General features: G+C 68.3%; 16 protein-coding genes. 12 read left to right on the forward strand and 4 right to left on the reverse strand.

Features of this window, described 5'->3' with window-relative positions; all coding sequences use genetic code 11:
* The first annotated feature begins 52 nt into the window (after window positions 1-52).
* The 6 genes from ACLQ3J_RS14605 (at window position 53) to ACLQ3J_RS14630 (ending at window position 13,808) form a co-directional block, all read left to right on the forward strand.
* A complete protein-coding gene (locus ACLQ3J_RS14605) occupies window positions 53-1,072 on the forward strand; it encodes an ABC transporter substrate-binding protein (protein ID WP_169621318.1) in 1,020 nt (339 codons plus the stop codon).
* Window positions 1,073-1,186: 114 nt separating this feature from the next.
* On the forward strand, window positions 1,187-10,483 hold the full coding sequence (locus ACLQ3J_RS14610) for an amino acid adenylation domain-containing protein (RefSeq protein WP_425903705.1): 9,297 nt from the start codon (window positions 1,187-1,189) through the stop codon (window positions 10,481-10,483).
* 35 nt (window positions 10,484-10,518) lie between these two features.
* The gene (locus ACLQ3J_RS14615) at window positions 10,519-10,740 is read left to right on the forward strand and encodes a phosphopantetheine-binding protein (protein WP_169621316.1); all 222 of its coding nucleotides are present in this window, start codon (window positions 10,519-10,521) and stop codon (window positions 10,738-10,740) included.
* Window positions 10,741-10,750: 10 nt separating this feature from the next.
* Entirely contained in the window at window positions 10,751-12,001 is a 1,251-nt protein-coding gene (gene entS / locus ACLQ3J_RS14620; RefSeq protein WP_169651974.1) for an enterobactin transporter EntS, read from the forward strand.
* A 90-nt stretch (window positions 12,002-12,091) separates the two neighbouring features.
* Entirely contained in the window at window positions 12,092-12,766 is a 675-nt protein-coding gene (locus tag ACLQ3J_RS14625) for a hypothetical protein (protein ID WP_425903706.1), read from the forward strand.
* Between the two features lie 118 nt (window positions 12,767-12,884).
* The gene (locus tag ACLQ3J_RS14630; RefSeq protein WP_169621313.1) at window positions 12,885-13,808 is read left to right on the forward strand and encodes a DUF5996 family protein; all 924 of its coding nucleotides are present in this window, start codon (window positions 12,885-12,887) and stop codon (window positions 13,806-13,808) included.
* Between the two features lie 54 nt (window positions 13,809-13,862).
* On the opposite strand, the gene ACLQ3J_RS14635 is transcribed toward ACLQ3J_RS14630, so the two are convergent.
* From ACLQ3J_RS14635 to ACLQ3J_RS14645, 3 genes are all read right to left on the reverse strand, one after another.
* Window positions 13,863-14,270 (reverse strand): hypothetical protein, encoded by a 408-nt coding sequence (locus ACLQ3J_RS14635; protein WP_296551430.1) that lies wholly within the window; start codon window positions 14,268-14,270, stop codon window positions 13,863-13,865.
* A gap of 75 nt (window positions 14,271-14,345) precedes the next feature.
* The gene (locus ACLQ3J_RS14640) at window positions 14,346-15,218 is read right to left on the reverse strand and encodes a siderophore-interacting protein (RefSeq protein ID WP_296551432.1); all 873 of its coding nucleotides are present in this window, start codon (window positions 15,216-15,218) and stop codon (window positions 14,346-14,348) included.
* 30 nt (window positions 15,219-15,248) lie between these two features.
* Window positions 15,249-16,688 carry an MDR family MFS transporter gene (locus ACLQ3J_RS14645; RefSeq protein ID WP_425903708.1) on the reverse strand — a complete coding sequence of 480 codons (1,440 nt, stop codon included), beginning with the start codon at window positions 16,686-16,688 and terminating at the stop codon, window positions 15,249-15,251.
* 104 nt (window positions 16,689-16,792) lie between these two features.
* Between ACLQ3J_RS14645 and ACLQ3J_RS14650 the strand changes: the two genes are divergently transcribed.
* The gene (locus ACLQ3J_RS14650; RefSeq protein WP_169651970.1) at window positions 16,793-17,677 is read left to right on the forward strand and encodes a phosphoribosylaminoimidazolesuccinocarboxamide synthase; all 885 of its coding nucleotides are present in this window, start codon (window positions 16,793-16,795) and stop codon (window positions 17,675-17,677) included.
* Window positions 17,678-17,683: 6 nt separating this feature from the next.
* A complete protein-coding gene (locus tag ACLQ3J_RS14655) occupies window positions 17,684-19,846 on the forward strand; it encodes a S9 family peptidase (protein ID WP_169621309.1) in 2,163 nt (720 codons plus the stop codon).
* Between the two features lie 249 nt (window positions 19,847-20,095).
* Here the strand turns inward: ACLQ3J_RS14655 and ACLQ3J_RS14660 are convergent, their stop codons facing one another.
* On the reverse strand, window positions 20,096-21,472 hold the full coding sequence (locus ACLQ3J_RS14660) for an MBL fold metallo-hydrolase (protein WP_169651968.1): 1,377 nt from the start codon (window positions 21,470-21,472) through the stop codon (window positions 20,096-20,098).
* A 264-nt stretch (window positions 21,473-21,736) separates the two neighbouring features.
* Here ACLQ3J_RS14660 and ACLQ3J_RS14665 point away from each other — a divergent pair, with 264 nt between their 5' ends.
* From ACLQ3J_RS14665 to ACLQ3J_RS14680, 4 genes are all read left to right on the forward strand, one after another.
* Window positions 21,737-22,336 (forward strand): rhodanese-like domain-containing protein, encoded by a 600-nt coding sequence (locus tag ACLQ3J_RS14665; RefSeq protein WP_169621307.1) that lies wholly within the window; start codon window positions 21,737-21,739, stop codon window positions 22,334-22,336.
* A 2-nt stretch (window positions 22,337-22,338) separates the two neighbouring features.
* The gene (locus ACLQ3J_RS14670; RefSeq protein ID WP_425903711.1) at window positions 22,339-23,208 is read left to right on the forward strand and encodes a sulfite exporter TauE/SafE family protein; all 870 of its coding nucleotides are present in this window, start codon (window positions 22,339-22,341) and stop codon (window positions 23,206-23,208) included.
* A gap of 117 nt (window positions 23,209-23,325) precedes the next feature.
* Complete coding sequence (locus ACLQ3J_RS14675) at window positions 23,326-23,595, forward strand: metal-sensitive transcriptional regulator (RefSeq protein ID WP_169621305.1); 270 nt, start codon at window positions 23,326-23,328, stop codon at window positions 23,593-23,595.
* A 76-nt stretch (window positions 23,596-23,671) separates the two neighbouring features.
* Window positions 23,672-24,166 (forward strand): glutathione peroxidase, encoded by a 495-nt coding sequence (locus tag ACLQ3J_RS14680; RefSeq protein WP_169621304.1) that lies wholly within the window; start codon window positions 23,672-23,674, stop codon window positions 24,164-24,166.
* The last annotated feature ends 3 nt before the right edge of the window (window positions 24,167-24,169 follow it).

Consider the following 24,169-nt stretch of genomic DNA (forward strand, 5'->3'; position numbering starts at 1 on the left):
CCAATCGTGACCGGGGGTACATCCCGGCGAGAACACATCTGGGAGAAACGTCATGCGGGTTCTTGAACGTAGCCGGGCGCGTAGCGTCGCGGTTCTCGGTGCGGCTGCGCTGCTCACGGCCGGCCTGGTGGGCTGCTCGAGCGACAGCGGCGATGCCTCGGACAGCACGGAGGCGGCTGCTACCCGGACGTTCGAGGCGCAGAACGGCTCGATCGAGATCCCGTCCGATCCGCAGCGCATCGTCGCCTGTGGCTACGCCGCGTTCCCGCTCATCCAGGCCGGGGCGAACCTCGCCGCGGTGTGCGAATGGACCCGCGAGATCGGGAGCATGGACGAGGAGACCCTCGCCGCGTACGAGGAACTGCCGAAGGTGGCACCCGACGGAGCTGCGAGTGAGCTGAACTACGAGGCCATCACGGCTGCCGAGCCCGACCTGATCATCATGGGCGTTCCGGCCCGCGTGCAGTCCCAGGTCGACATGGCCAAGCTCGAGGCCCTTGCGCCGGTCGTGTTCCTCGGCCCCACCAACCCCGGCGACTGGCGCTCGCTCGGCGAGCAGTACGCCGACGCCGCCAACGTCGGTGACGCCTACGGGGAGTTCAAGTCGGAGTACGAAGCGCGTGCCACCGAGATCGCGGACAAGTACGCGGATACCCTCGGCAGCCTGAACTTCGCCGGCCTGTGCAGCACCTGCGGCACCGAGCCGGGTGAGTTCTTCCGCGAGTACAAGTCGTCCTACACCACCAACCTGTTCGACGACCTCGGCTTCACGTTCCCCGGCGAGCCCGTCGATCCCGCAGACGTCCACGGCGAATACGTCTCGCTCGAGCAGCTGCCGCAGAACCTCGCGGACGCCGACGTGATCGTCTACGGCCTCGAAGCGGACGGCTCGGTCTCCGCCGAACTCCAGGAAGTCTTCGACTCGCCGCTGTGGCAGAACCTGCCCGCCGTCAAGGCCGGCAACCTCGTCGGCGTCCAGCACGCCAACGCCGCCACGTACGAAACCGCGCTGCTCGCACTCGACTCCATCGACGCCGCGCTCGACAAGTTGCCCGCGAACCAGAAGCAGTAACACTGTCGCGGTCGACCACCGCGGCTGCCATCGACCGAACGGCCCCCGATGTCCCCGACTCGGGGGCCGTGTTCGTCGTGCCCGACACGCCCGTCTCCGCCCCGGAAAGCTGCCATGACTCGCTCCACTGCGCTCGAAGACATCGTTCCGCTCTCGCCGCTGCAGCAGGGTCTGCTCTACCTGAGCACGATCGCCGCTCCCGCCGAGCCGGCCGGCAACGACGGCAGCGCCGAGCCCGACGCGTACACCGTGCAGTCGGTGCTGCGTCTGTCGGGAACGGTGGACGAGGATCGCATGTGCACGGCAGCGCAGGCGCTGCTCGACCGGCATGCGTCGCTGCGGACGTGTTTCCGGCCCCGCAAGGACGGGCGCACCGCAGGACTCGTCGTACGCGGTGTCGAAGCGCCCTGGCGCAGCGTGGATCTGACGGGAACACCGGGCCCGGAAGCGGAACGGCGCATGCAGGACCTGATCGACGCCGACCTCCGCCACTGGTTCGACCTCACCCAGCCCCCGCTCGTGCGATGGCACTTCGTCAGGTTCGGTGCCGACGACGTGCGGCTGCTCCTCACCACGCATCACATCGTCGTCGACGGATGGTCCACGCCGATCATGGTGCGGGAGCTTCTCGAGCTGTATGCGGCGGGCGAACCCGCCGCGCGCGCCGGTACGGTGCTCGGCCCGGTGCGGCCCTATCGCGACTACCTGGCATGGCTGGAACGGCAGGACCACGGCACCGCGCGGCAGCTGTGGCGCGAGACCCTCGCCGAATTCACCGAGCCCAGCCTGGTCGCCCCGCCCGGATCCACCCGCGCCACCGAGCCGTGCGCCGAGCTGGCCGTCACCGTGCCCCCCGGCCTCGCCGAGCGTCTCGGCACGCTGACCCGCACGGCAGGCGTCACGTTCAACACCGTGCTGCAGACCGCCTGGGCGATGCTCCTGTCCGGTCTGCTCGGGCGCGACGACATCGTGTTCGGCGCGACCGTGTCGGGCCGCCCACCCGAACTCGCCGGCGTCGAATCCATGGTCGGCTTGTTCATCAACACCGTCCCCGTCCGTGTCCGGCTCGACCCACGCGGCACCGTCACCGAGACGCTGCGGCGGGTCCAGCTCGATCAGTCGCGCACGGTGGACCACCAGTATCTCGGGCTCGCGGACATCCAGCGCGACGCCGGGATCGGCGAGTTGTTCGACACTCTCACCATCTTCGAGAGCTACCCGGTGGACCGCGAGGCGCTCGAGCGCGCGCAACAGTCCGGCGGCGTCACCATCGCCGGTGTGGAGGCACACGACGCCACCAACTATCCGCTCGTCCTCACCGCAGGACTCGCCGACGACCTCGTCGTGAAGCTCGACTACCGTCCGGCGCTGTTCACCCGTGACGATGCGGCGGCCCTCGGGTCCCGGCTCGTCGCGATCCTCGAGGCCCTGGCGTCCGATGCGGAGGCACCCGTCGCGGCACTCGACGTGTTGCCCGGGGCGGAGCGCGAGCAGGTTCTCGGAGCATGGTCTTCGGGAGCCGGGTCTTCGGGAGCCGGGTCTTCTGCGGCTGCGGACCCTGCCACGGGGACCGTCGTGGATGCGCTCACCCGGCAGTTCCGGAAGCGTTCCGGCGATCTCGCGGTGGTGAGTGGCGACCAGCGGCTCACGTTCGACGACCTGGGCACCGAGTCCGCCCGTCTCGCACGGCTACTCATCGCACGAGGTGTGGGTCCCGACGACCGTGTCGGACTCGCACTGCCGCGCACTGCCGTGATGGTCGAGGCGATCGTGGCGGTGCTCGCCGCAGGCGGGGCGTACCTGCCTCTCGACCCGTCGTACCCGGCCGACCGGCTGAAGCATATGGTGACCGACGCTGCGCCGGTCGTCGTGATCAGTACGTCCGCAGTCGCCGGAGAACTCGGTGACGTGCTCGCCGGAGCCGACGTGCTGCTGCTCGACGATCCCGCTGTGGAACGGACCCGTGCAGAGTTCCCGGCGCACCCGGTCACGGACGGTGACCGCCGCGCACCGCTGCGAGCGGGACACGCCGCCTACGTGATCTATACGTCCGGCTCGACGGGGACTCCGAAGGGGGTCGTCGTCTCCCACGGCAATCTCGCAGATCTTCACGCGGCCCAGAGAAACACGTTGATGTTGCCCGGGATACGGGAGCCGCGCGGGGGTCAGTGGCGTGTGCTGCTGACGTATCCGTTCGCATTCGACTCCGCCGTCGCCGCGCTCACGTGGCTGTTCGACGGGCACACCCTGCACCTCCCGGACGACGACCGCCGGACCGACGTGGACTACCTCGTCGAGTACGTCCGCGCCCATCGCATCGACTACGTCGACACGGTGCCCGTACTCATGACCCGCTTGCTCGAGGGCGGCCTCCTCGATCCCGCACACCACCGGCCGGCCAAGGTGACCGTCGGCGGTGAGGCCGTGAGCGGCGACCTGTGGCGCACGCTCGCCGGATCCGGTGTCGAAGCCTTCAACTGCTACGGCCCCACCGAGTGCACCGTGGATGCCTCGTATGCGCGCATCTCCGACGGGCCGGTCACGATCGGCGGGCCGACGCCGGGCACCCGGCTGTACGTGCTCGACCACTGGTTGCGGCCCGTCGCGCCCGGCGTGGCAGGAGAGTTGTACATCGCCGGAAACGGTGTCGCGCGAGGGTATCTCGGACGGCCGGGCCTGAGCGCCGACCGCTTCGTGGCCGACCCCTGTGCCGGGTCCGGTGAGCGCATGTACCGCACCGGAGACGTGGTGCGCTGGACCCGCGCAGGCGTTCTGGAATACGTGGGCCGAGACGACGACCAGGTCAAGATCCGCGGCTACCGCATCGAACCCGCCGAGGTCGAGGCCGCGGCCGACGCGTATCCGGGCGTGCGGGCGTCCGTGGTCGTTCCGCACACGGACGGGAGGGGCGTGGCCAGACTGGTCGCCTACGTGGTGGCCGACGACGCTCTCGAGCCCGCGGATCTGCGTACCGCCCTCGCAACGCGCCTGCCCGAGTACATGGTTCCGGCCACCGTGGTCGTGCTGCCGGCTCTTCCGGTGACGGCGAACGGAAAAATCGACAAGAAGGCCCTTCCCGAACCGGATTTCGCGGCTCTGACAGGTTCCGGCGAGGCGACTACGGAACTCGAGACGACGTTGTGCAGCGCGTTCGCCGACGTACTCGGTCTCGAACGCGTAGGTGTCGACGACGACTTTTTCACCCTCGGCGGGGACTCCATCGTCTCGATTCAGCTGGTGGCGCGACTCCGGGCCGCCGACATCCAGGTCACCGCGCGTCAGGTGTTCGAACTGCGCACCGCGGCCGCGATCGCGGCGGCGCACGACACCGCGCCCGCAGCGGAGGCGGGACGCGAGACGACCCCGGCCGTCGGACCGGTTCCGCTCACCCCGATCGTCTACGACACCCTCACGCACATGTCTGCCCACACGCTGCGGACATTCACCCAGTCCCGCCTGCTGGTGACACCCGCGGGTCTCTCCACCGGCGACCTCGTCGCCGGTGTGCGTGCTCTGCTGACAACCCACCACATGCTCCGGTCGCGCTTCACCGTCGAGGCCGACGGGAACGCGCCTGCCTCCTGGACCGTGCCCGAGGAGGTACCCGATGCCGAGGGGCTGGTCCGGCACGTGGACGTGCGTGGACTCGACTCCGACCGGTGGCAGGCGGAGTTCACCGCCGCCCAGGACGCCGCCCGAGCCGCGATCGATCCCGCTGCCGGCGTGATGGTGCAGCTCGTCTTCTTCGACGCCGGACCCGAGGTGCCCGGCCGCGTGCTGGTGACGGTGCACCACCTCGTCGTCGACGGGGTGTCCTGGCGCATCCTCGTCCCGGACCTCGCGAGTGCGGTGGACGGTGCCCGCCGTGGTGCCGCCGGTGCGCTCGAGGAACCGCGAACGTCGTTCCGGGACTGGGCGACCGGACTCGCGGAGGCAGCACAGTCGGATCGGGTGACACAGTCGCGCCTGGTGTGGTCGCGATCCTGCACCGACACCGCGGGCGGCACGAGCGAGCAGGCCGCGCTCGGTTCCCGCGCGCTGGACCCCGCCCGCGACACGGTGTCGACATCGGCGTCGGTCGAGGTACAGGTTCCCGGCGACATCACCGCACGCATCCTCACCTCTGTACCCGCCGCCTTCCGCACCGGCGTCGCCGATGTCCTGCTCGCAGCCCTTGCGATGGCGGTGACGTCGGTCCGCGGCGGATCGGCGGTCCGGGTGCACCTGGAAGGACACGGCCGCGAGGAGCACATCGTGCCCGGCGCCGACCTGTCCCGCACGGTCGGCTGGTTCACCTCGATGTATCCCGTCGTCCTCGACCTCGGCGCATCTCCCGACAACCCTGCCCTCTGCCTCGCCCACGTCAAGGAGTCGCTGCGCGCGGTACCGGACAACGGAATCGGATTCGGGATCCTGCGGCGCCTGTCCGGCGGGGACGACGACCTGTTCACCGGCTACCGCGCTCCCGAGATCGTCTTCAACTATCTCGGACGCATGACGCTCGGGGAGACCGCGTCGGCTCCGTGGTCGGCGGCTCCCGAGGCTGCCGCGCTCGGCGGATCCGTCGACCCGGCCACGCCGCTCGATCATGTGCTCGATGTCAACGCGATCACCGACGACGGCCCGGACGGTCCGGTGCTGTCCGCCGAATTCACCTATGCCACCGGCCTACTGGACGCCGTGACGGCAGAGCGGATCGCCCGCGCCTGGGGCGAGGCGCTCGCCACCCTGTCCCGTGTCGCAGACGAACCCGCCGCAGTTTCCCTCACCCCGTCCGATCTGACGGCGACCGGGCTGACGGTCGAGGAGACGGCGGAACTCGGCCGCGCGGTCACCGGCGGGCTCGAGGACGTCGTACCGCTGACCCCGCTGCAGCGCGGCATGTACTTCCTGTCGGGTCTCGACGAGGACGGCGTCGACGTCTACACGATGCAGTCGGTTCTCGATCTCGACGGTGTGATCGACACGGTGTTGCTGCGCCGCAGCATCTCTCGTCTGATCGAACGGCATGCCGTGCTGCGCACCGGCTTCCGGATCTCCGCTTCGGGTGTCCCGATCGGGGCCGTCGCAACCGCGGTCGAGACGCCGTTCGAGGTGATCGACCTGTCCGCGGACGCCGACCCTGCCGGACGCGCCGACGCATTCGCGGAGTCCGACCGTGTGGACCGGTTCGCTGCCGACACCGCACCGCTCGTCCGCTTCCGCCTGCTGCAGTTGTCCGACGACCGGTCGCGCCTGGTGTTCACCGCACACCATCTCGTCCTGGACGGGTGGTCCACGCCGCTGCTGGTGCAGGAACTGTTCCAGATCTACGCGGCCGGTGGTGACACATCGGGTCTGGCCCGGGCGGTGCCGTTCACCGACTACCTCGCCTGGCTCGACCGCCAGGACGGTGCCGCCGGACTCGAGGTGTGGCGCGAGGCGTTGTCGGGTGTCGAGGAACCGACACTCGTCGCACCAGCCGGGTCGTCGATGCAGGCCGAACTGCCCGGCGAACTCTCGATCGAGGTTCCGGACGCGTTGTCGGAGCGGCTTCTGTCCGTGAGCCGCTCCCGCGGTGTCACGGTGAACACCGTGGTGCAGACGGCGTGGGGACTGCTGCTCGCCGCGCTCACCGGACGGCCGGACGTGGTGTTCGGTGCGATCGTCTCGGGGCGCGTGCCGGACGTCCCCGGTGTGGAGTCGGTGATCGGACTGTTCATCAACACCGTCCCCGTGCGGGTCCGCACTTCCGCCGAGGAGTCGGTCGCAGAGTTGCTCTCGCGCATGCAGTCCGAGCAGAACCGGGTGATGGATCACCAGTACGTCGGTCTCGCGGACGTGCAGCGCGCCGTAGGAGTGGGCGAACTGTTCGACACCCTGCTGGTGTTCGAGAACTATCCGGTGGACCGCGACGCCCTCGATCGCGCCCAGCACGACAGCGGAGTCCGGGTGTCGGCGATGAACGGCACGGACGCCACCAACTTCCCCCTCGTCCTCGTCGCGGGGTTGCAGGACACGCTGCGCCTGGTGCTCGAATACCAGCCGGCGGTCTTCGGTGAGCACGACGCCGCAGCGGTAGGACAGCGGCTCGTCCGGATCCTCGAGCAACTCGTCGCAGACCGGCCGGTGCCCGTCGCGCACCTCGACGTGCTGACCGACGCGGAACACCGGAACGTGCTCGGCCGGTCGGACACCCCGCACGCGCCCGCGTCGGGAGCGGCCACGGTTGCCGACCTGCTCGACGCGCAGATCGCCCGCACCCCGGACGTTCCGGCGGTCGTGTCCGGTGCGGTGACATTGTCGTTCGCAGAACTCGGGGATCGGTCGGCCCGTCTGGCACGTCTGCTGATCGGTGCCGGTGTCGGCCCCGAGACGGTCGTGGGATTGGCCCTGCCCCGGTCCGAGCACATGATCGTGGCCATCGCCGCCGCGATCCGGTCGGGCGGCGTGTACGTGCCCATGGATCCGTCCTATCCCGCCGACCGCCTGGCACACATGATTGCGGACTCCGGACCGTGCGTCATCGTGACCACCGCAGACGTCGCCGGCCGGATCGACGCCGTCGCGGGGGAGACCCCCGTGGTCGTGCTCGACGACCCCGCGACCCGGAAAGCCCTCGCGTCGCTGCCCGCGACCCCCGTGACCGACGCGGACCGTCGCGCGGTGTTGCACCCGGACAACGGCGTGTACGTGATCTACACATCGGGATCGACCGGCGTGCCGAAGGGCGTCGCCGTCACCCACGCGAATTTGCTCAACCTGTTCGACAGCCACCGCGCCGACCTCTACGTGCCCACGGTCGCCGCGTCGCAGCGCGAGGTCGTCGGCGTGGGCCACGCGTGGTCGTTCGGCTTCGACGCGTCGTGGCAGCCGACGCTCTGGATGTTCGACGGCCACACCGTGCACGTCTTCGACGAGGACACGATGCGCGATCCGGAACGGATGGTCGCCTACACGATCGAGCACCGTCTCGATTTCCTCGAGGTCACCCCGTCCTTCCTCGACCGGATGCTCGCCGCAGGGCTCTACGACCATCCGCACCGTCCCGCCACGGTGGGATTCGGCGGTGAAGCCGTCAACCCCGCGTCGTGGCGCCGCCTCCGGGAACTCACCGACGGGCGCGCATTCAACCTGTACGGACCGACCGAATGCACCGTCGACTCCCTCGTCGGCAAGGTCACCGACGCCGATACACCGTGTCTGGGCAGAGCGGTGCACGGCGGCGGCGCGCACGTCCTCGACGCGATGCTCAGGCCCGTTCCGACGGGCGTGGCGGGCGAGCTCTACATCTCCGGAGACGGTGTCGCACGCGGCTATCTCGGCCGTCCCGACCTCACCTGCACCCGGTTCGTCCCGAACCCGTTCGGCAGCAGTGGATCCCGGTTGTACCGCACCGGCGATGTCGTCAAGCGGGTGGCCGGGGCGGACGGTCACACCGTGCTCGAGTTCCTCGGTCGCGGCGACGACCAGGTCAAGATCCGGGGTTTCCGCGTCGAACTCGGCGAGGTCGAAGCGGCCCTCACGGCCGTACGCGGCGTACGCGACGCGGTCGTGGTCGCGCACACCGACAACCGCGGCGTGGTTCGACTCGTCGGCTACGTGACACCGGACGGGGACGTCGACTCGGCCGCCGTTCGGGCTGCGACCGCGGTGACATTGCCCGACTACATGGTCCCCGCCGTCGTCACGGTGCTCGACCGATTCCCCGCGACCGTCAACGGCAAGGTCGACCGGAAGGCACTGCCGGAACCGGATTTCGCGGCGCTCGTCGGGTCGCGGGAACCGAGCACTCCCGCAGAGGCTGCGCTCGCCGCCGTCGTCGCAGACGTCCTCGGTCTGGACCGCGTCGGTGCCGACGACGACTTCTTCTCCCTCGGAGGAGATTCCATCGTCTCGATGCAGCTCGTCTCGAAGGCACGTGCTGCCGGTGTGCGGATCACGACCCGTCAGGTCTTCGAACTGCGCACCGTCGCGGATCTGGCCGCGGCGGCCGACACGGCCGGTCCGGTGCACGAGCGGGTCTACGGCACCGGCGAAGCGATCGGTGACGTCCCGCTCGTGCCGATCGTGTGGGAGGCACTCGGTTGGGGAAGCGACCTCGGCCGCTTCTCCCAGGCCCGGTTGCTCGTCGCTCCGTCCGGGCTGACTGTGCCCACGTTGCAGACGGCCGTCACGGCGCTGCTGGATGTGCATCCGATGCTGCGATCTCGGTTCCGCGCCGGGGGTGCTCGTCCGACGTGGACGGTCCCGGCGGAGCGCGCGCCGGAGGTCCCCGCCATCGATGCACTGGTCCGGCGCGTCGACGCGACGCATCTCGGTGAGGCCGGCGTCGACGACCCGCGGTGGCAGGACCTGTTCGCTGCCGAACGGGAACGGGCCTATTCCTCGCTCGACCCGGACGCGGGCGTGATGCTCCAGGTGGTGTGGTTCGATTTCGGGCCCCGGACCGCGGGTCGTGTCCTCGTCGCCGTTCACCACCTGGTCGTGGACGGGGTGTCGTGGCGGATCCTGGTCCCGGACCTGGCGGACGCGGTCGAGCAGGCCGCCGGTGGCGGAACCATTCGGCTCGCCGCCTCCGGTACCCCGTTCCGCGCCTGGGCCACCGGACTCGTGGAGGCGGCACGATCGGAGCGGGTCGTCGAGTCCTGGCCGGCCTGGGAACCCGCCCTGTCGACATCCGAGCCGTCCCTGGGAGAGCGTGGCCTCGATCCTTCCGTCGACACCGTGTCCGCGCTCCGCTCGGTCCGCGTGCGTGTCCCGGTCCCGGTGACCGAACGGGTGCTCGCCGGCGAGTCGATCAACGAGGCGCTGCTCACCGCGCTCGCTCTGGCAGTGGCGTCGGTGCGTGGCGGGGACACCGTGCGTGTCGAACTCGAGGGACACGGCCGCGAGGAGGATGTGGTGCCGGGCGCCGACATCTCCCGCACGGTCGGATGGTTCACCTCTATGTTCCCGGTTGCCCTCGACCTCACCGGAATCGACATCGGCGACGCGCTCGAGGGCGGACCGGCCGCAGGTGACGCACTCGCCCGCGCCACCCGGTCGTTGCGCGCTCTGCCGGACAACGGGGTCGGTTTCGGTGTGCTGCACCGCTTCAATCCGGAGTTCGCGGACCGGTTCGCCGGGTACCGCCGACCCGAGGTGGTGTTCAACTACCTCGGCCGGATGACGCTCGGCGAAGAGACCGGCGCCCCGTGGTCGGGTGCCCCCGAGGCGCCGGCACTCGGCGGGTCGGTGGATCCATCGACACCGCTCGATCACGTCCTGCACGTCGACGCGATCACCGAGGACACCGAGGACGGTCCCGTCCTGGACTGCGAATTCGCCGCGGCCACCGGAGTTGTCGGCGCCGGCACCCTCGAGTTGCTGTCACAGCGCTGGGTGCAGGCACTGACCGCCCTCACCGGTCGCCGATCCCCGGTCGCCTGAACGACTTTCGAACCGTCAGCAGAAGGAGACAGAACATGTTGGACCGCGCGACCATCTTCGCCGATACCGCCCGCATCCTGGAGGTGGAGCCGGACGAGCTCGACCCGGCCGTGAATCTGGTGGACCAGGGCCTCGATTCGGTGCGCCTGATGGCGCTGATCGAACAGTGGCGTGGCGCGGGCGCAGACATCGATTTCGTGTCGCTGGCATCCGAACCCGACCTCGAGCAGTGGTGCGCCCTGCTCGCCGGACAGTGAGCGGATCGCCGTGGCCTTCCTCGAGAAACTGACCATCGACCTCGATCCGATCCGGACCAGTCGCGAATTCCGGTACCTGTTCACCGCGCGGGTGGTGTCGCTGCTGGGGCTCGGGTTCCTCATCGTCGCGGTCCCGGTGCAGGTCTACCAGCTCACCGGATCCACCGCCCAGGTCGCGGCAGTGACCGCGGTCCTCGGAATCACCACGTTCGCCGCGACTTTCGTCGGCGGTGTCCTCGCGGACCGGTTCGACCGTCGCAACGTGATCGCCATTGCGCGGGGGACCGCGGCGGTGGCTTTCGCGCTGCTTGCCGTCAACGCCTACCTGCCCGAGCCACAGATGTGGGCGATCTACCTCATCTCCGTTGTCGACGGGGCGGCGGGCGGTATCTCGGCGACCGCCCTGATGGCCGTCACCCCCAGCCTGGTTCCGCGCGACAAGCTCGCGGCGGCCGGAGCCCTCATGGCGCTCACCGCAGATCTCGGCTCGATGGTCGGCCCGGCACTGGGTGGTGTCGTGATCGCCGCCGGTGGCGTGGGCCTGGCCTATGCGCTCGCCGCGTTCACCACCGTGATCACCACCTTCTGCATCACCCGGCTGCCACCGCTGCCGCCGGCGACGGTGTCCGTCGAATCACCGCTGAGATCGATCGCCGCGGGCTTCACGTACGCGTTCCGCAACCGGGTGATCGGCCAGGTGCTCGTCGTAGGTTTTGCCGCGATGCTGCTCACCGGCTGGGCCGTGCTGCTCCCGGCGTTCGCCGACCGCGTGCTCGGCGCGGGGCCGTCGGTGGTCGGGTTGCTCTATGCCGCGCCGGCTGTCGGTGCCGTCCTCGGTTCGCTCACGAGCGGCTGGACGGGTTCCGTCCGTCGGTCGGGCCTGGTCGTCTTCGTCCTCATGGCCGTCTCGGCCGCAGGGCTCGCCGGAGCGGGCGCGACCGGCGTGACCGCGGTGGTGCTGCTGGGCCTGGCAGCGTACGGATTCGGCGACTCGCTCGCCGATGTGATGCGGTATGCGACGGTGCAGCGCAACACGGCCGACGAGTACCGCGGGCGTATCGCCGCGGTGTGGTCTGCTCAGGTGACTGCGGGTACGTCGCTCGGTGCGATCGCCGCCGGTGTGATCGCGTCGGTGGTGCCGATGTCGGTGGCACTGACGGTGTACGGAGTCGCCGGTATCGTGCTCGTCGTCGTGATGTGGGCGTCGTTCCCGACGTTGCGGCGGTTCGTGGACGACGATCGGCTCGAACCTGTCTCCTGACCACGGTCGGCGTCCGGTGTAGCCGCAGACCCGGCCGTTCGATCGAACCGTCCACGTCCGGTGTGCAGAAACGCCGCTTATCGTGACCGCATGGGGTGGCACCGCCAGAATTCGGGTTTCCGGGGTCCGTCGTTGGGGTTTGCGCTGGGTTCACTGTTGTTCGCGATCGGGGCGGCCCCCGGCTACGCGACGACGGTCGGTGCCCATATCGGCAACCTCACCTACTTCGCCGGTTCGCTGTTCTTCACCGCGGCCGCGTTCGCCGAGTTCCGGTTCACCGGGCGGGTTACTCCCGGACCGTCGACGTCCCGTGTCAACCGGTACGACTGGTGGTCCGCCCTGACCCAGTTCGTCGGCACCGTGCTGTTCAACCTCAGTACAGGTGCCGCCGTGATCCGCAGTCTGTCGGCACCCGAACGAGACGAGTTCGTCTGGCAACCGGATATGTTCGGGTCGCTGTGTTTCCTCGTCTCGAGTGGACTGGCCGTCGTCGCGACGACCGATGTCGACGGCCTGTGGGATCCGCACGCCCGCAACTGGGCCAGCACGTGGCTGAATGCGGTCGGTTCGATCGCGTTCGGTGTCTCCGCGGTCGGATCGCTCGTCGTCCCGGCCACGCAACGGCTCGAAAGCGCGACGGCCGCGAATCTCGGCACGCTGATCGGCGCGGTGTGTTTCCTCGTTGCTTCGCTGTTGATGCGTGCCCCCGGCCCCCCGCGGTCGCCGGTGGACGGCACGCCGCGGGGGCGACCCTCCCGTTCGTGAAGACTGTCGATTTCGAGCAAGCACCCGGCGTGATTTCCTCCCGTCCAGCCGAGTCTCGCCCGGCGCGCGCAAAAGTCGGTAAGAATGCGGTAATCGAACTCCGACCGTGGGAGGTGCCGTGAACCGATCCGTCGAGCGTCCGGACGACGAGTGGCCGAGTCTGCGTGTCGCCGACTGGGCCGCCACCCGCGACACCCTGCACATGTGGCTGCAGATCGTGGGCAAGATCCGGTTGGTCCACTCGCCGCCGGTCAACCATTGGTGGCACACGACGTTGTACGTCACGCCACGCGGCTTGGGTACCTCGTCGATTCCCTACCGCGGCGGTGTGTTCGATCTCGAATTCGATTTCTGCGAGCACAACCTCGGGATCCGTTCGAGCGACGGAGGCCGTAGCGCCGTCCCGCTCACGGCGCAGCCCGTGTCGGAGTTCTACTCGCGCACCTTCGGCGCCTTGGACGAACTGGGCATCGAGACCCGGATCCATGGTGCGCCCAACGAGGTCGACCCGGCGATCCCCTTCGCGCAGGACCACCAGCACAGCACGTACGACCCCGACGCGGCACACCTGTTCTGGCGGCAACTGCTCCGAGCCGACCGTGTCCTGCAGCAGTTCCGGGGCGAGTACCTGGGCAAGGTCAGCCCGGTTCACTTCTTCTGGGGAGCAATGGATCTGGCCTGCACCCGATTCTCGGGCCGCACCGCACCGCCACATCCCGGCGGAATTCCGCACTGCCCCGACGAGGTGATGACCGAGGCCTACTCGCACGAGCTGAGCAGCTGTGGATTCTGGCCCGGCGGTGGAGACGAGGGCGCCTTCTACTCGTATGCCTACCCCGCTCCGGACGGCTACGCGGACCGTCCCGTGCGCCCGGATGCCGCGTACTACTCGTCCGAACTCGGCGAGTTCGTGTTGCCCTACGAGGCGGTGCGCACGGCAGCCGACCCCGACGCGGAAGTGCTGGGTTTCCTCCGCAGCACCTACGACGCCGCAGCGGATCTCGGGAACTGGGATCGCGCGCACCTCGAGCGTTCGACCTAGCGGACGGCTCGGAAGCCGGCCAGTCGGCGCTGCCCACCGCCGGGGGCGGGCTCGTCAGAAGTGTGCGTTCCGGACGCCGTGCGCCCACAATTCGATCGCCGCGTAGCCGTCGCCGACTCCTTGCGTGTACGCCACCAGTGCACCGTAGAGGCGGCTGCCTTCCGCGGCCAATTCGATGGTGCCCACCCAGTCGGCCGCACGCGCCATGACGTGCGCCGAGATGTCCGTGACGTCGCGCGTCGCGCCGGAGACCGCGGTGAACGACTCGTCCGCGATCCGGAACGTCTCGGTCACGCCCCGCCAGTAGTACTCGGCGTCCATCGCTGAACGCAGTGACTGATAGTCGGTCGTGTCCTGCATCGCCCTGGCATTCCGGAGCTGGTTCGCCGCATGCTCGGACGATCCCAGCGGGACGTATGTCATGTCGTCGACGGTCTCGTTGCCTGCACGTCTGGTCCTCACCGCAGAGATGGTGCCCGATCGCGCGGCAGAACGAAACATCCGGTCTGTAACGATCCGCGCGACCGGGGTGGGTCCTCAGTGAGCGTGCTGGTGATCGTGGTCGTGATCGTGGGGGAGGACCTCGTCGTGTTCGTCCTCGACCCGGTCGTGGTCGGCGGTCTTGCCGTAGCCGGTCTCCGTCATCCCGCGTCGCCAGTAGCCGATGACGAGCGTGGCCTTACGATCGAATCCTGCCTCGTTCCGCAGCCACTTGCGCATCGCCAGCACGGTCTTCGACTCCGCCGACACCCACGCGAACTTCGTGACGTCACCCCCGGGGATCTCGATCGCGGTCGCGGCGTCGAACAGTTGATCGGTGGTGCCCGCGGGTGCGCCGTGGCGGTGGATCCAGCGGATCTCCACGCCGTCGGGATGGCGCAGGTCCTGCTGCTCGTGTTCGTCGGCCACCTCGATCAGGGCGACACCGGTGGCGTCTTCGCGCATGTGCTCGAGCATCCGCCCGATGGCGGGCAGGGCCGTCTCGTCACCGACGATCAGATACCAGTCGGCCTCACCGGCGGTCACTCCGCCCGCGCCCGCGGCAGCGATCACGTCCCCCGGGCGGGCATGTTCGGCCCAGCCGCTCGCGAGGCCCTCGTCGCCGTGCTTGACGAAATCGATGTCCATCTCGGCGGTCTCGGGGTCGAGGCGGCGGACCGTGTATGTGCGAACCTGCTGTTTCACGGTCGGATCGGGCCATGCGAGCCGCCCCCATCCGTTACGGGCCGGCACCTCGAGTCGACCGTTCGCGCGGGGAAACACCAACTTGATGTTCGGCACCCGGCCCGGGACGGAGGCATATTCGGCGACGCCGGGGCCGGCGAACGTGATCCGGCGCATGTGAGGCGTGATGTCCTCGACCCTCGCCACTTCGATGAGGACGGGGAGCATCCCGTATTCGTTGGTCATAGCGGACACCTTAGGGCACCCTGACCACATTCAGGCAGAGTCGGATTCCGATTGCCGGCGGTTCGGAATGAGTGCGACACAGAAGGTGAGGACGACCGCGCAGACGAGCACCGCGGTGAAGACGGGTGCGACGGACGCCGCAAGCTCCGCGGCGTCCGGGACGGATCGGCCGGTGGGCGCATCGGAACGGGACAGCGCGGTGTTCGCGAGCGCACCGAACACGGCGACACCCACGGCGCTTCCCAGTGCGCGGGCGAAGGCATTGGCACCGGTGACCACACCCCGCTCGGCCCACTCGACACTCGATTGTGCGGCGATGAGTGCGGGGCTCGCGATCAGGCCCATTCCGAGACCGATGAGCACGCAACAGCCTGCGACGTGCCACGGCGAGGATCCGATTCCGAGCCGGGTGAGCAGGACCGCCCCGGCCAGCAGCGGCACCGCACCGACCAGGCCGGTCAGCCGGAACCCGATCCGCAGATACAACCGGCCGGACTGCGACGCCGCTATGGGCCAGCCGATGGTCATCGTGGCGAGGGCGAATCCGGCGACCAGCGCGGACGTACCGAGAGCACCTTGCACGAACGACGGGATGTACGACGTCAACCCGAGTACGACCGCGCCGACGAGGGCCGAGACGGCGCTCGTGGTGATCAGGACCCGGCGGGTGAGCACCCACATCGGCAGGATCGGTTCGGCCGCGCGGGACTCGATCCATCCGAAGACCACCAGCAGGGCGATCCCACCGGCGAAGATGCCGATGCTCATGCCCGAGGACCACGCCCACGACTGGCCACCCTCGAGCAGGCCGAGGATCACGAGCGCGGCGCCCGCGGCGAGTGTCACTGCGCCCGCCCAGTCCACGCGTCGCGCGCTGCCGGACGGACGGTCCTCGTGGAAGTTGCGGACGATCACCCATGCAGCGATCGCGCACAGCGGCACGTTGATCCAGAAGATCCACCGCCACGACCAGAAGTCGGCGAAGACCCCGCCCAGGGCCGGACCCACGACCGCGGACATCCCCCACACACTGGCGAGATATCCCTGTGCTTTCGCGCGCTCGGCCACGGTGTAGATGTCACCGGCGACGGTCTGCGCCATGGGCAGCACGGCACCTGCACCGAGGCCCTGGACGGCGCGGAACGCGATGAGGGCGGGCATGCTCCACGCCAGCGCGCACAACACCGATCCCAGCGCGAAGACCGCGATGCCGAACAGCAGCACCGGCGTGCGGCCGAAGGTGTCCGACAACTTGCCGTACACCGGGACCAACACCGCCTGCGTGAGCAGGTAGCTGGAGAACAGCCAGGGGAACTGGGTGAATCCGCCGAGGTCGGCGACGATCGTGGGCACCGCCGTCGCGAGGATCGTGCTCTCGAGCGCAACCAGGGAGGTCGCGAGCATCAAGGCGATGAGGATCGGCCCGCGCTCGGAGCGGAATCCGACATCCACCCGTGACGATGCAGTCATGACGCCCCTGTCCTGGCTCGAACACCGGTTCCGGACCATTGTCGTCGATGGGATATCCGCCACGGCGTTCGGTCCCCGTCCGCATCGCGCACTAGGGTGTCAGCGTGCGTCCTTCACTCGAGTCCTATCCCCACCTCGCCGGCGGCAAGGTCCGTGATCTGCATGTCGTCGACGACGAGCACCTGCTTCTCGTCGCCAGCGACCGGATCTCGGCCTACGACCACGTGCTCGACACGCCCATCCCCGACAAGGGCCGGGTCCTCACCGCGATGAGCGTGTTCTTCTTCGATCTGCTCGATGCGAACAACCACCTCGCCGGCGAACCCGACGACGAGCGCATCCCCGAAGAGGTGCTCGGCCGCGCGCTCGTGGTGAAGCGGCTCGAGATGGTGCCCGTCGAGTGCGTCGCGCGCGGTTTCCTCACCGGGTCCGGCCTGCTCGACTACCGCGCCACCGGCGCGGTGTGCGGCGTCGCGCTTCCCGAGGGTCTCGTGGAGGCGAGCATCCTGCCCGAACCGATCTTCACTCCGGCCACGAAGGCCGCGCTCGGTGATCACGACGAGAACATCACCTTCGACCAGGTGGTCGAGAAACTCGGCGTGAATCTTGCAATGAAATTGCGTCAGGACACCCTCGATATCTACGGCCGCGCCGCGATGTACACCTCCGAGCGCGGCATCCTGCTCGCCGACACGAAGCTCGAGTTCGGTCTGGACAAGGCCGGCAATCTCGTCCTTGCCGACGAGGTGCTCACTCCCGACTCGTCGCGGTACTGGGATGCCGCCGAGTACGAGGAGGGCAAGGTGCAGCCGAGCTTCGACAAGCAGATCGTCCGTAACTGGCTCACCAGCGAGGAATCCGGCTGGGACCGCGCGTCCGACACTCCGCCGCCCGCGCTCCCGCAGTACATCGTCGACAAGACGCGTGCGCGGTATATCGAAGCCTACGAGCGTATTTCCGGGCTCTCCTTCGACGATTGGATCGGCTGAACGCAGATGACCTCCTCGAATTCGACCCCGCCGGTCGCCCAGAAGGTTCCGCACGAGCGTGTCCATCACGGCCACACGTTCGTCGACGACTACGAATGGTTGCGCGACAAGGAATCACCCGAGGTCGTCGCGTACCTCGAGGCCGAGAACGCGTGGACCGACGCGCAGACCGCACACCTGGCGCCGTTGCGTGAGTCGATCTTCGAGGAGATCAAGTCCCGTACCCAGGAAACCGACATGTCGGTTCCCGCTCGTATGGGCAACTGGTGGTACTACGCACGGACCGTCGAGGGCAAGCAGTACGGCATCCAGTGCCGGGCCCCGATCACGGACGCGGACGACTGGACGCCGCCCGAGGTCACTCCCGGCGTCGACCTGCCGGGCGAGCAGGTGCTGCTCGACGGAAACGTGGAAGCCGAAGGGCACGAGTTCTTCTCCATCGGGGCGTTCTCGATCAGCCAGGACGGCACGCTGCTGGCGTACTCGACCGATGTCGTCGGTGACGAGCGGTACACGCTGCGCTTCAAGAATCTCGAGACCGGTGAACTGCTCCCCGACGAAATCACCGGCACCGCACCGGGAGCCACCTGGGCCCTCGATCACAGCCACGTCTTCTATCAGACGGTGGACGAGTCGTGGCGCCCCGACACCGTGTGGCGGCACAAACTCGGGACCCCGCGCGACGAGGACGTGAAGGTCTTCCACGAGCCCGACGAGCGGTACTGGGTGTCGATCGGCTCGACCCGCAGCGAGAAGTATCTCATGATCTGGGTCGGGTCCAAGATCACCACCGAGGGGTGGATTCTCGAATCCGATGATCCCACAGGTGAATTCAGAGTTCTCCTCCCGCGTCGTGAGGGTGTCGAGTACGGCGCCGAGCATGCGGTGATCGGCGGCCGGGACCGGCTGCTGATCATGCACAACGATGTCGACCCGGAGACGGGGGAGAAGGCCGAGAACTTCGTCCTCGCCGAAGCGCCGGTCGACGACCCGTCGTCGCTGCGCACCCTCATCGGGCACCGCCACGACGTGCGCCTCGAAGACGTCGAGGCGTTCGAGGGTCACCTGGTGCTCGGCTACCGGCGCGAGGCGCTCACCCGGATCGCGGTGTGGCCCCTCACCGACGACGGATACGGCGAACTCACCGAACTCGAGTTCGACGAGGAACTGTTCGCAGTCGGTCCGGGTGGCAATCCCGAGTGGAAGCAGCCCGTCCTGCGCCTCGGCTTCACCTCGTTCATCACCCCGACCCGCGTCTACGAGTACGTCGTGGCCACCGGCGAACTGCTGCTGCGCAAATCGCAGCCGGTGCTCGGCGATTTCGATCCGGCACGCTACGAACAGCGCCGCGAATGGGCCACCGCCGAGGACGGCACCAGGATTCCGCTGTCGATCGTGCAGCGCAAAGACCTGGCGGACGGGCCGGCTCCGACCTTGCTGTACGGCTACGGATCCTACGAAGCCAGTATCGATCCGGGATTCTCGGTCGCCCGACTGTCGTTGCTCGACCGCGGCATGGTGTTCGTGGTCGCGCACGTGCGCGGCGGCGGCGAGATGGGCCGGCACTGGTACGAAAACGGCAAGACCCTGACGAAGAAGAACACCTTCACCGACTTCGTCGCGTGCGCGCGGCATCTCGTCGACGAAGGTGTGACCGGCCCGGACCGGCTCGTGGCGGACGGCGGCAGTGCGGGTGGCCTGTTGATGGGTGCGGTCGCCAACATCGCTCCCGAACTGTTCGCGGGCATCCTCGCGAACGTGCCGTTCGTCGACCCGCTGACCTCCATCCTCGATCCGTCGCTGCCGTTGACGGTGATCGAGTGGGACGAGTGGGGCAACCCGCTCGACGATCCCGAGGTGTACGAGTACATGCGCTCCTACAGCCCGTACGAGAACGTCGGAGCCCACGACTATCCGGCGATCCTCGCGATCACCAGCATCAACGACACCCGCGTGCTGTACGTCGAACCCGCCAAGTGGGTCGCGAAGTTGCGAGCCACCAAGACCGGCGACTCGCAGTTGCTGCTCAAAACCGAAATGAGCGCGGGGCACGGTGGTGTCTCCGGTCGCTACGAGAAGTGGCGCGAGGTGGCTTTCGAGTTCGCGTGGGTGCTCGAGACGTCGGGTGCCTACCGCGCGGAGACCGCGCCGCGACCCGCCGGGTCGTAACCGGCGGGTTCGTGCGACTGCTGCCCGGTCAGCGGCGGAACAGGGACCGCAGCGTCCGAGCCGGGCTCGGCGCCGGAGCGGTGTCCTGACCGCAGGTGCAGCGGTCGCCGGCGGGTACGGATCGCATGACGGCGTCGACATGCTGTCCGCAGCCGCCCCATCCGGTCTTCCGGCAGTTCGGGCAGGTGACGGGGTAACACATGGGGTTCTCCTCTTTCGTTGTTGTCGGTCCGGCTCCGGCCGGACCGATCAGGCCGCGACGTGGCTCTCGGCCCACGCGTTGTAGCCGCCGGTGAGATCCGAGACGTTGTCGAAGCCGTGGGCGCGGAGCAACGACGCCGCCACGCTCGAGCGCCATCCACCGGCGCAGTGCACCACGATGGGCTTACCCGTCGGTACCTGCCCGAGCCGAGTGCGCAACTGTGCCAACGGGATCGGCACCGCACCGGGGATCGTGCCGAGTTCGCGCTCACCGGGGTTGCGGATGTCGACGAGGGTGACGGTGCCGGCTGCGAGCAGGGTGTCGAGTTCCTCGACGGAGGTTCGGGGTGCGGTCCGAACCAGTTCGGTCAGCTCGGCCGGGAACATGCCGTCGGCGACGGCGAGATAGCCGATCGCGTTGTCCGATCCGATCCGGGCGAGGCGTACCGCCGCCTCCTGTTCCTCGCCGGGGTAGGTGATGAGCACGATCCTCTCGCCGACCTCGGCGACCATGCCACCGGTCTCGGCGAAGCGTCCGTCGAAACCGACGTTGACCGATCCGCGCAGGTGCCCGGCGGCGAAATCGTCGACGCTGCGTGCGTCGAGAACACGGGTGCCCGCGGTGAGCTCGGTCCGGACCTGAGCCGGAGTCAGCATCGGGATGGTGTGGTCCTGGGCGAGCAGCGGGTGGATCCGCTTGTTCATGGCGGCATCGGCCGAGAAGTACGACGGTGCGGCCGGCTGGCCCTCGGTGATCAGCGCGACGAAGTCGTCTTCGCTCATCGGCTGCACCGAGGGGTTGCTCACTCGCTGCTCGCCGATCGTGGAGGTCAGCTCGGTGGAGAGATTTTTTCCACAGGACGAACCGGCACCGTGGGCGGGCATGACCGTAACCTCGTCGGGCAGTGTCAGCAGTTTCTCGTGCACGGTACGGAACATCGCCCGGGCCAGGTCGCTCGTGGACCCGTCGCCGAGGTTGACCAGGTCCGGCCGGCCGACGTCGCCGATGAAGAGCGAGTCGCCGGTGAGTACTGCGGACGGTGCGGCGTCGGGACGCTCACGTACGACCACCGAGATCGATTCCCAGGTGTGCCCCGGGGTGGAGAGGATCTCCAGGTGGACTTCGCCGAGGGAAAGTTGCTCCCCGTCCCGTAGGCGGCGAATGGGGTAGTCGGTCTCGGCCGCTTCGCCGAAACCGATCCATGCGCCGGTCGCGTCCACCAGTTCGAGGTGTCCGGAGACGAAGTCCGCGTGGAAGTGGGTGTTGATGACGCCTTCGATGGTGAGGTTGTGCTTCGCGGCGTCGTCGAGATAGTCGCCGATATCGCGGCGCGGATCGACCACGATCGCCCGGCCGGTGCTCTCGTCGCCGATCAGGTACGACGCGTGGGACAGGCACTCGATGTAGTACTGCTCGAGAATCATGGGTTCCTCCGTTGCTGATTCCGGGTCTGTGGACAGCGTGGCATATACCCCCTAGGGTATGTCAAGTACCCCCCGGGGTATCGTGCTGCACAGAGTTTCGTCTCCGGCTCCGCATGGGGAACCGCGGAGTGCCGGGGAAGCTCCCGCAGCAGATCATGGTTTTAGATACCCCTAGGGGTATGTGTACGATGAGTTCCCAGAATACCCCATGGGGTAATTACGTCGCCTAGTGCGCACACAACCCAGAATCGAAAGGCCCTCCTTATGACCACGTCCGGTCCCGCCACCCTCGACCCGAGCGCGCTCCACGAACTGATCGGCGCCGATGCGAACGTGCGCGTCGTCGACGTCCGCACCCCCGGCGAATTCGAGTCCCTGCACATCGCGGGCGCCTACAACGTGCCCCTCGACCTGCTGCGCGAGCACCGCGACGAGTTCCTCGCCCACCTCGACGAGAGCATCGTCCTGGTGTGCCGGTCCGGGCAGCGTGCGACGCACGCCGAGGAGACCCTGCGCGAGGCGGGGCTGCTCAACGTGCACATCCTCGAGGGCGGGATGACGAGTTGGGAAGGACAGGGTCTGCCGGTCGTTCGCGGTGCCGCACGCTGGGAACTCGAACGCCAGGTTCGTCTGCTCGCGGGCTCGCTGGTGCTGGGCTCGGTCCTGGGCAGTGTCGCCGTGCCCAAGCTCAAGTGGCTCGCCGCCGGCATCGGTGGCGGTCTGAGCTTTGCGGCACTGTCGAATACGTGCGCGATGGGCATGATGCTGTCGAAGCTGCCCTACAACCGCGGCGCCACCTGTGATCCGCAGACGATCGTGGCACAGTTGACCGCTTCCAGCGGCACTGCAGCCGAAGGGAACTGATCGTGATCGCGCTGACCGTGTCACTGGCGGTCCTTGTCGGCGTCACCCTCGGGTTGCTCGGCGGCGGAGGATCCATCCTGACCGTCCCTCTGCTCGCCTACGTCGCGGGCATGGACGCCAAGGAAGCGATCGCCACCTCCCTGCTCGTAGTCGGTGTCACGAGCGCGGTCGGCGCGATCTCCCACGCGCGGGCGGGCCGCGTGCAGTGGCGCACCGGCATCCTGTTCGGTGCGGCGGGCATGGTCGGTGCCTACGCCGGTGGCCTGTTCTCGCGCTTCATTCCCGGCGGCATCCTGCTGCTCGCGTTCGCGGCCATGATGATCGCCACCGCGGTCGCGATGCTGCGCGGCCGCAAGAACAAGGCAGCAACCGGAAGTGCTGTTCCCGCTATGCCGGTCGGGAAGATTCTGCTCGACGGCGTGGTCGTCGGGCTGGTCACCGGTCTGGTCGGTGCCGGTGGTGGTTTCCTCGTCGTGCCCGCGCTCGCGCTGCTCGGCGGACTGCCCATGCCCATCGCCGTGGGTACCTCACTCATCGTGATCGCCATGAAATCCTTCGCGGGGCTCGGTGGCTACCTCTCGTCCGTGCAGATCGACTGGCGCCTGGCGGCGATGGTGACCGGCGCCGCGGTGGTCGGCAGCCTGATCGGTGGCCGGCTCACCTCGAAGGTCGATCCGGATACGCTGCGTAAGGGCTTCGGGTGGTTCGTTCTGCTGATGTCCTCCGTCATCATTGCGCAGGAACTGCATCCCGCTGTGGGAGGCGCGGTCGCGGTCCTCACGCTGGTTGCCGCCGGCACCGCCTATGCGTGCACACGCACCTCCCGCTGTCCGCTGCGGCGATGGCGTCAGCTTTCCGTCGCCGCCGGGTGACGCGAGAGGATGCGCCTCCGCATCACCCGGCGGTCCCGATCGGGCCGTCGAGCTGTGAGACGACGGGGGCGATACCCCAGGGGGTACGATGACAAGACATTCGCGAAAGGAATCGACATGGTCGGCGACGACGAAAGCATCACCCAGGTCCTCAATCGGTTGCGCCGTGCTCAGGGGCAGCTCGCCGGAGTGATCGCGATGATCGAGCAGGGCCGTGACTGCAAGGACGTCGTCACGCAGCTCGCCGCGGTCTCCAAAGCACTCGACCGTGCCGGCTTCAAGATTGTCGCCAGCGGCCTGCGGGAGTGCATGACCGATTCGGGTGACGGAAACAAGGAGCCGATGACCGAGGCGCAACTCGAGAAGCTGTTTCTCGCTCTCGCCTGAGTGCATCGACGACGCTGCCGTCCCGGGCGGGGCCGCCGTCCCGAACGGTCCGGTGCGGGCACGCTAGCTTGTAAGCATGACCACCGACCTCCAGAACATCTCGATCAACACCCTCTCGGGTGAGCCCACCAGCCTCGCGGCGTTCGAGGGGCACGCGCTGCTCGTCGTCAACGTCGCGTCCAAGTGCGGACTGACCCCGCAGTACGGCGCACTCGAGCAGCTCGCGAACGACTACGCCGACCGCGGCCTCATCGTGATCGGCGTGCCGTGCAACCAGTTCATGGGACAGGAACCGGGAACGGCCGAGGAGATTCAGGAATTCTGCTCGGCCACCTACGGTGTGACCTTCCCGCTGCTGGAGAAGATCGAGGTCAACGGCGACAGCCGCCATCCGCTGTATGCCGAACTCACCAAGCACGCCGATGCGTCCGGTGAAGCCGGTGACATCCAGTGGAACTTCGAGAAGTTCCTGATCGCCCCGGACGGTACCGTCGTCGATCGTTTCCGTCCCCGCACCGAACCCGACGCCCCCGAGGTCATCGAGGCCATCGAAGCAGTCGTGCCGGCCTGACGA

This window comes from Rhodococcus sp. DT1 (genome assembly GCF_049844875.1).
Taxonomy (GTDB): Bacteria; Actinomycetota; Actinomycetes; order Mycobacteriales; family Mycobacteriaceae; genus Rhodococcus.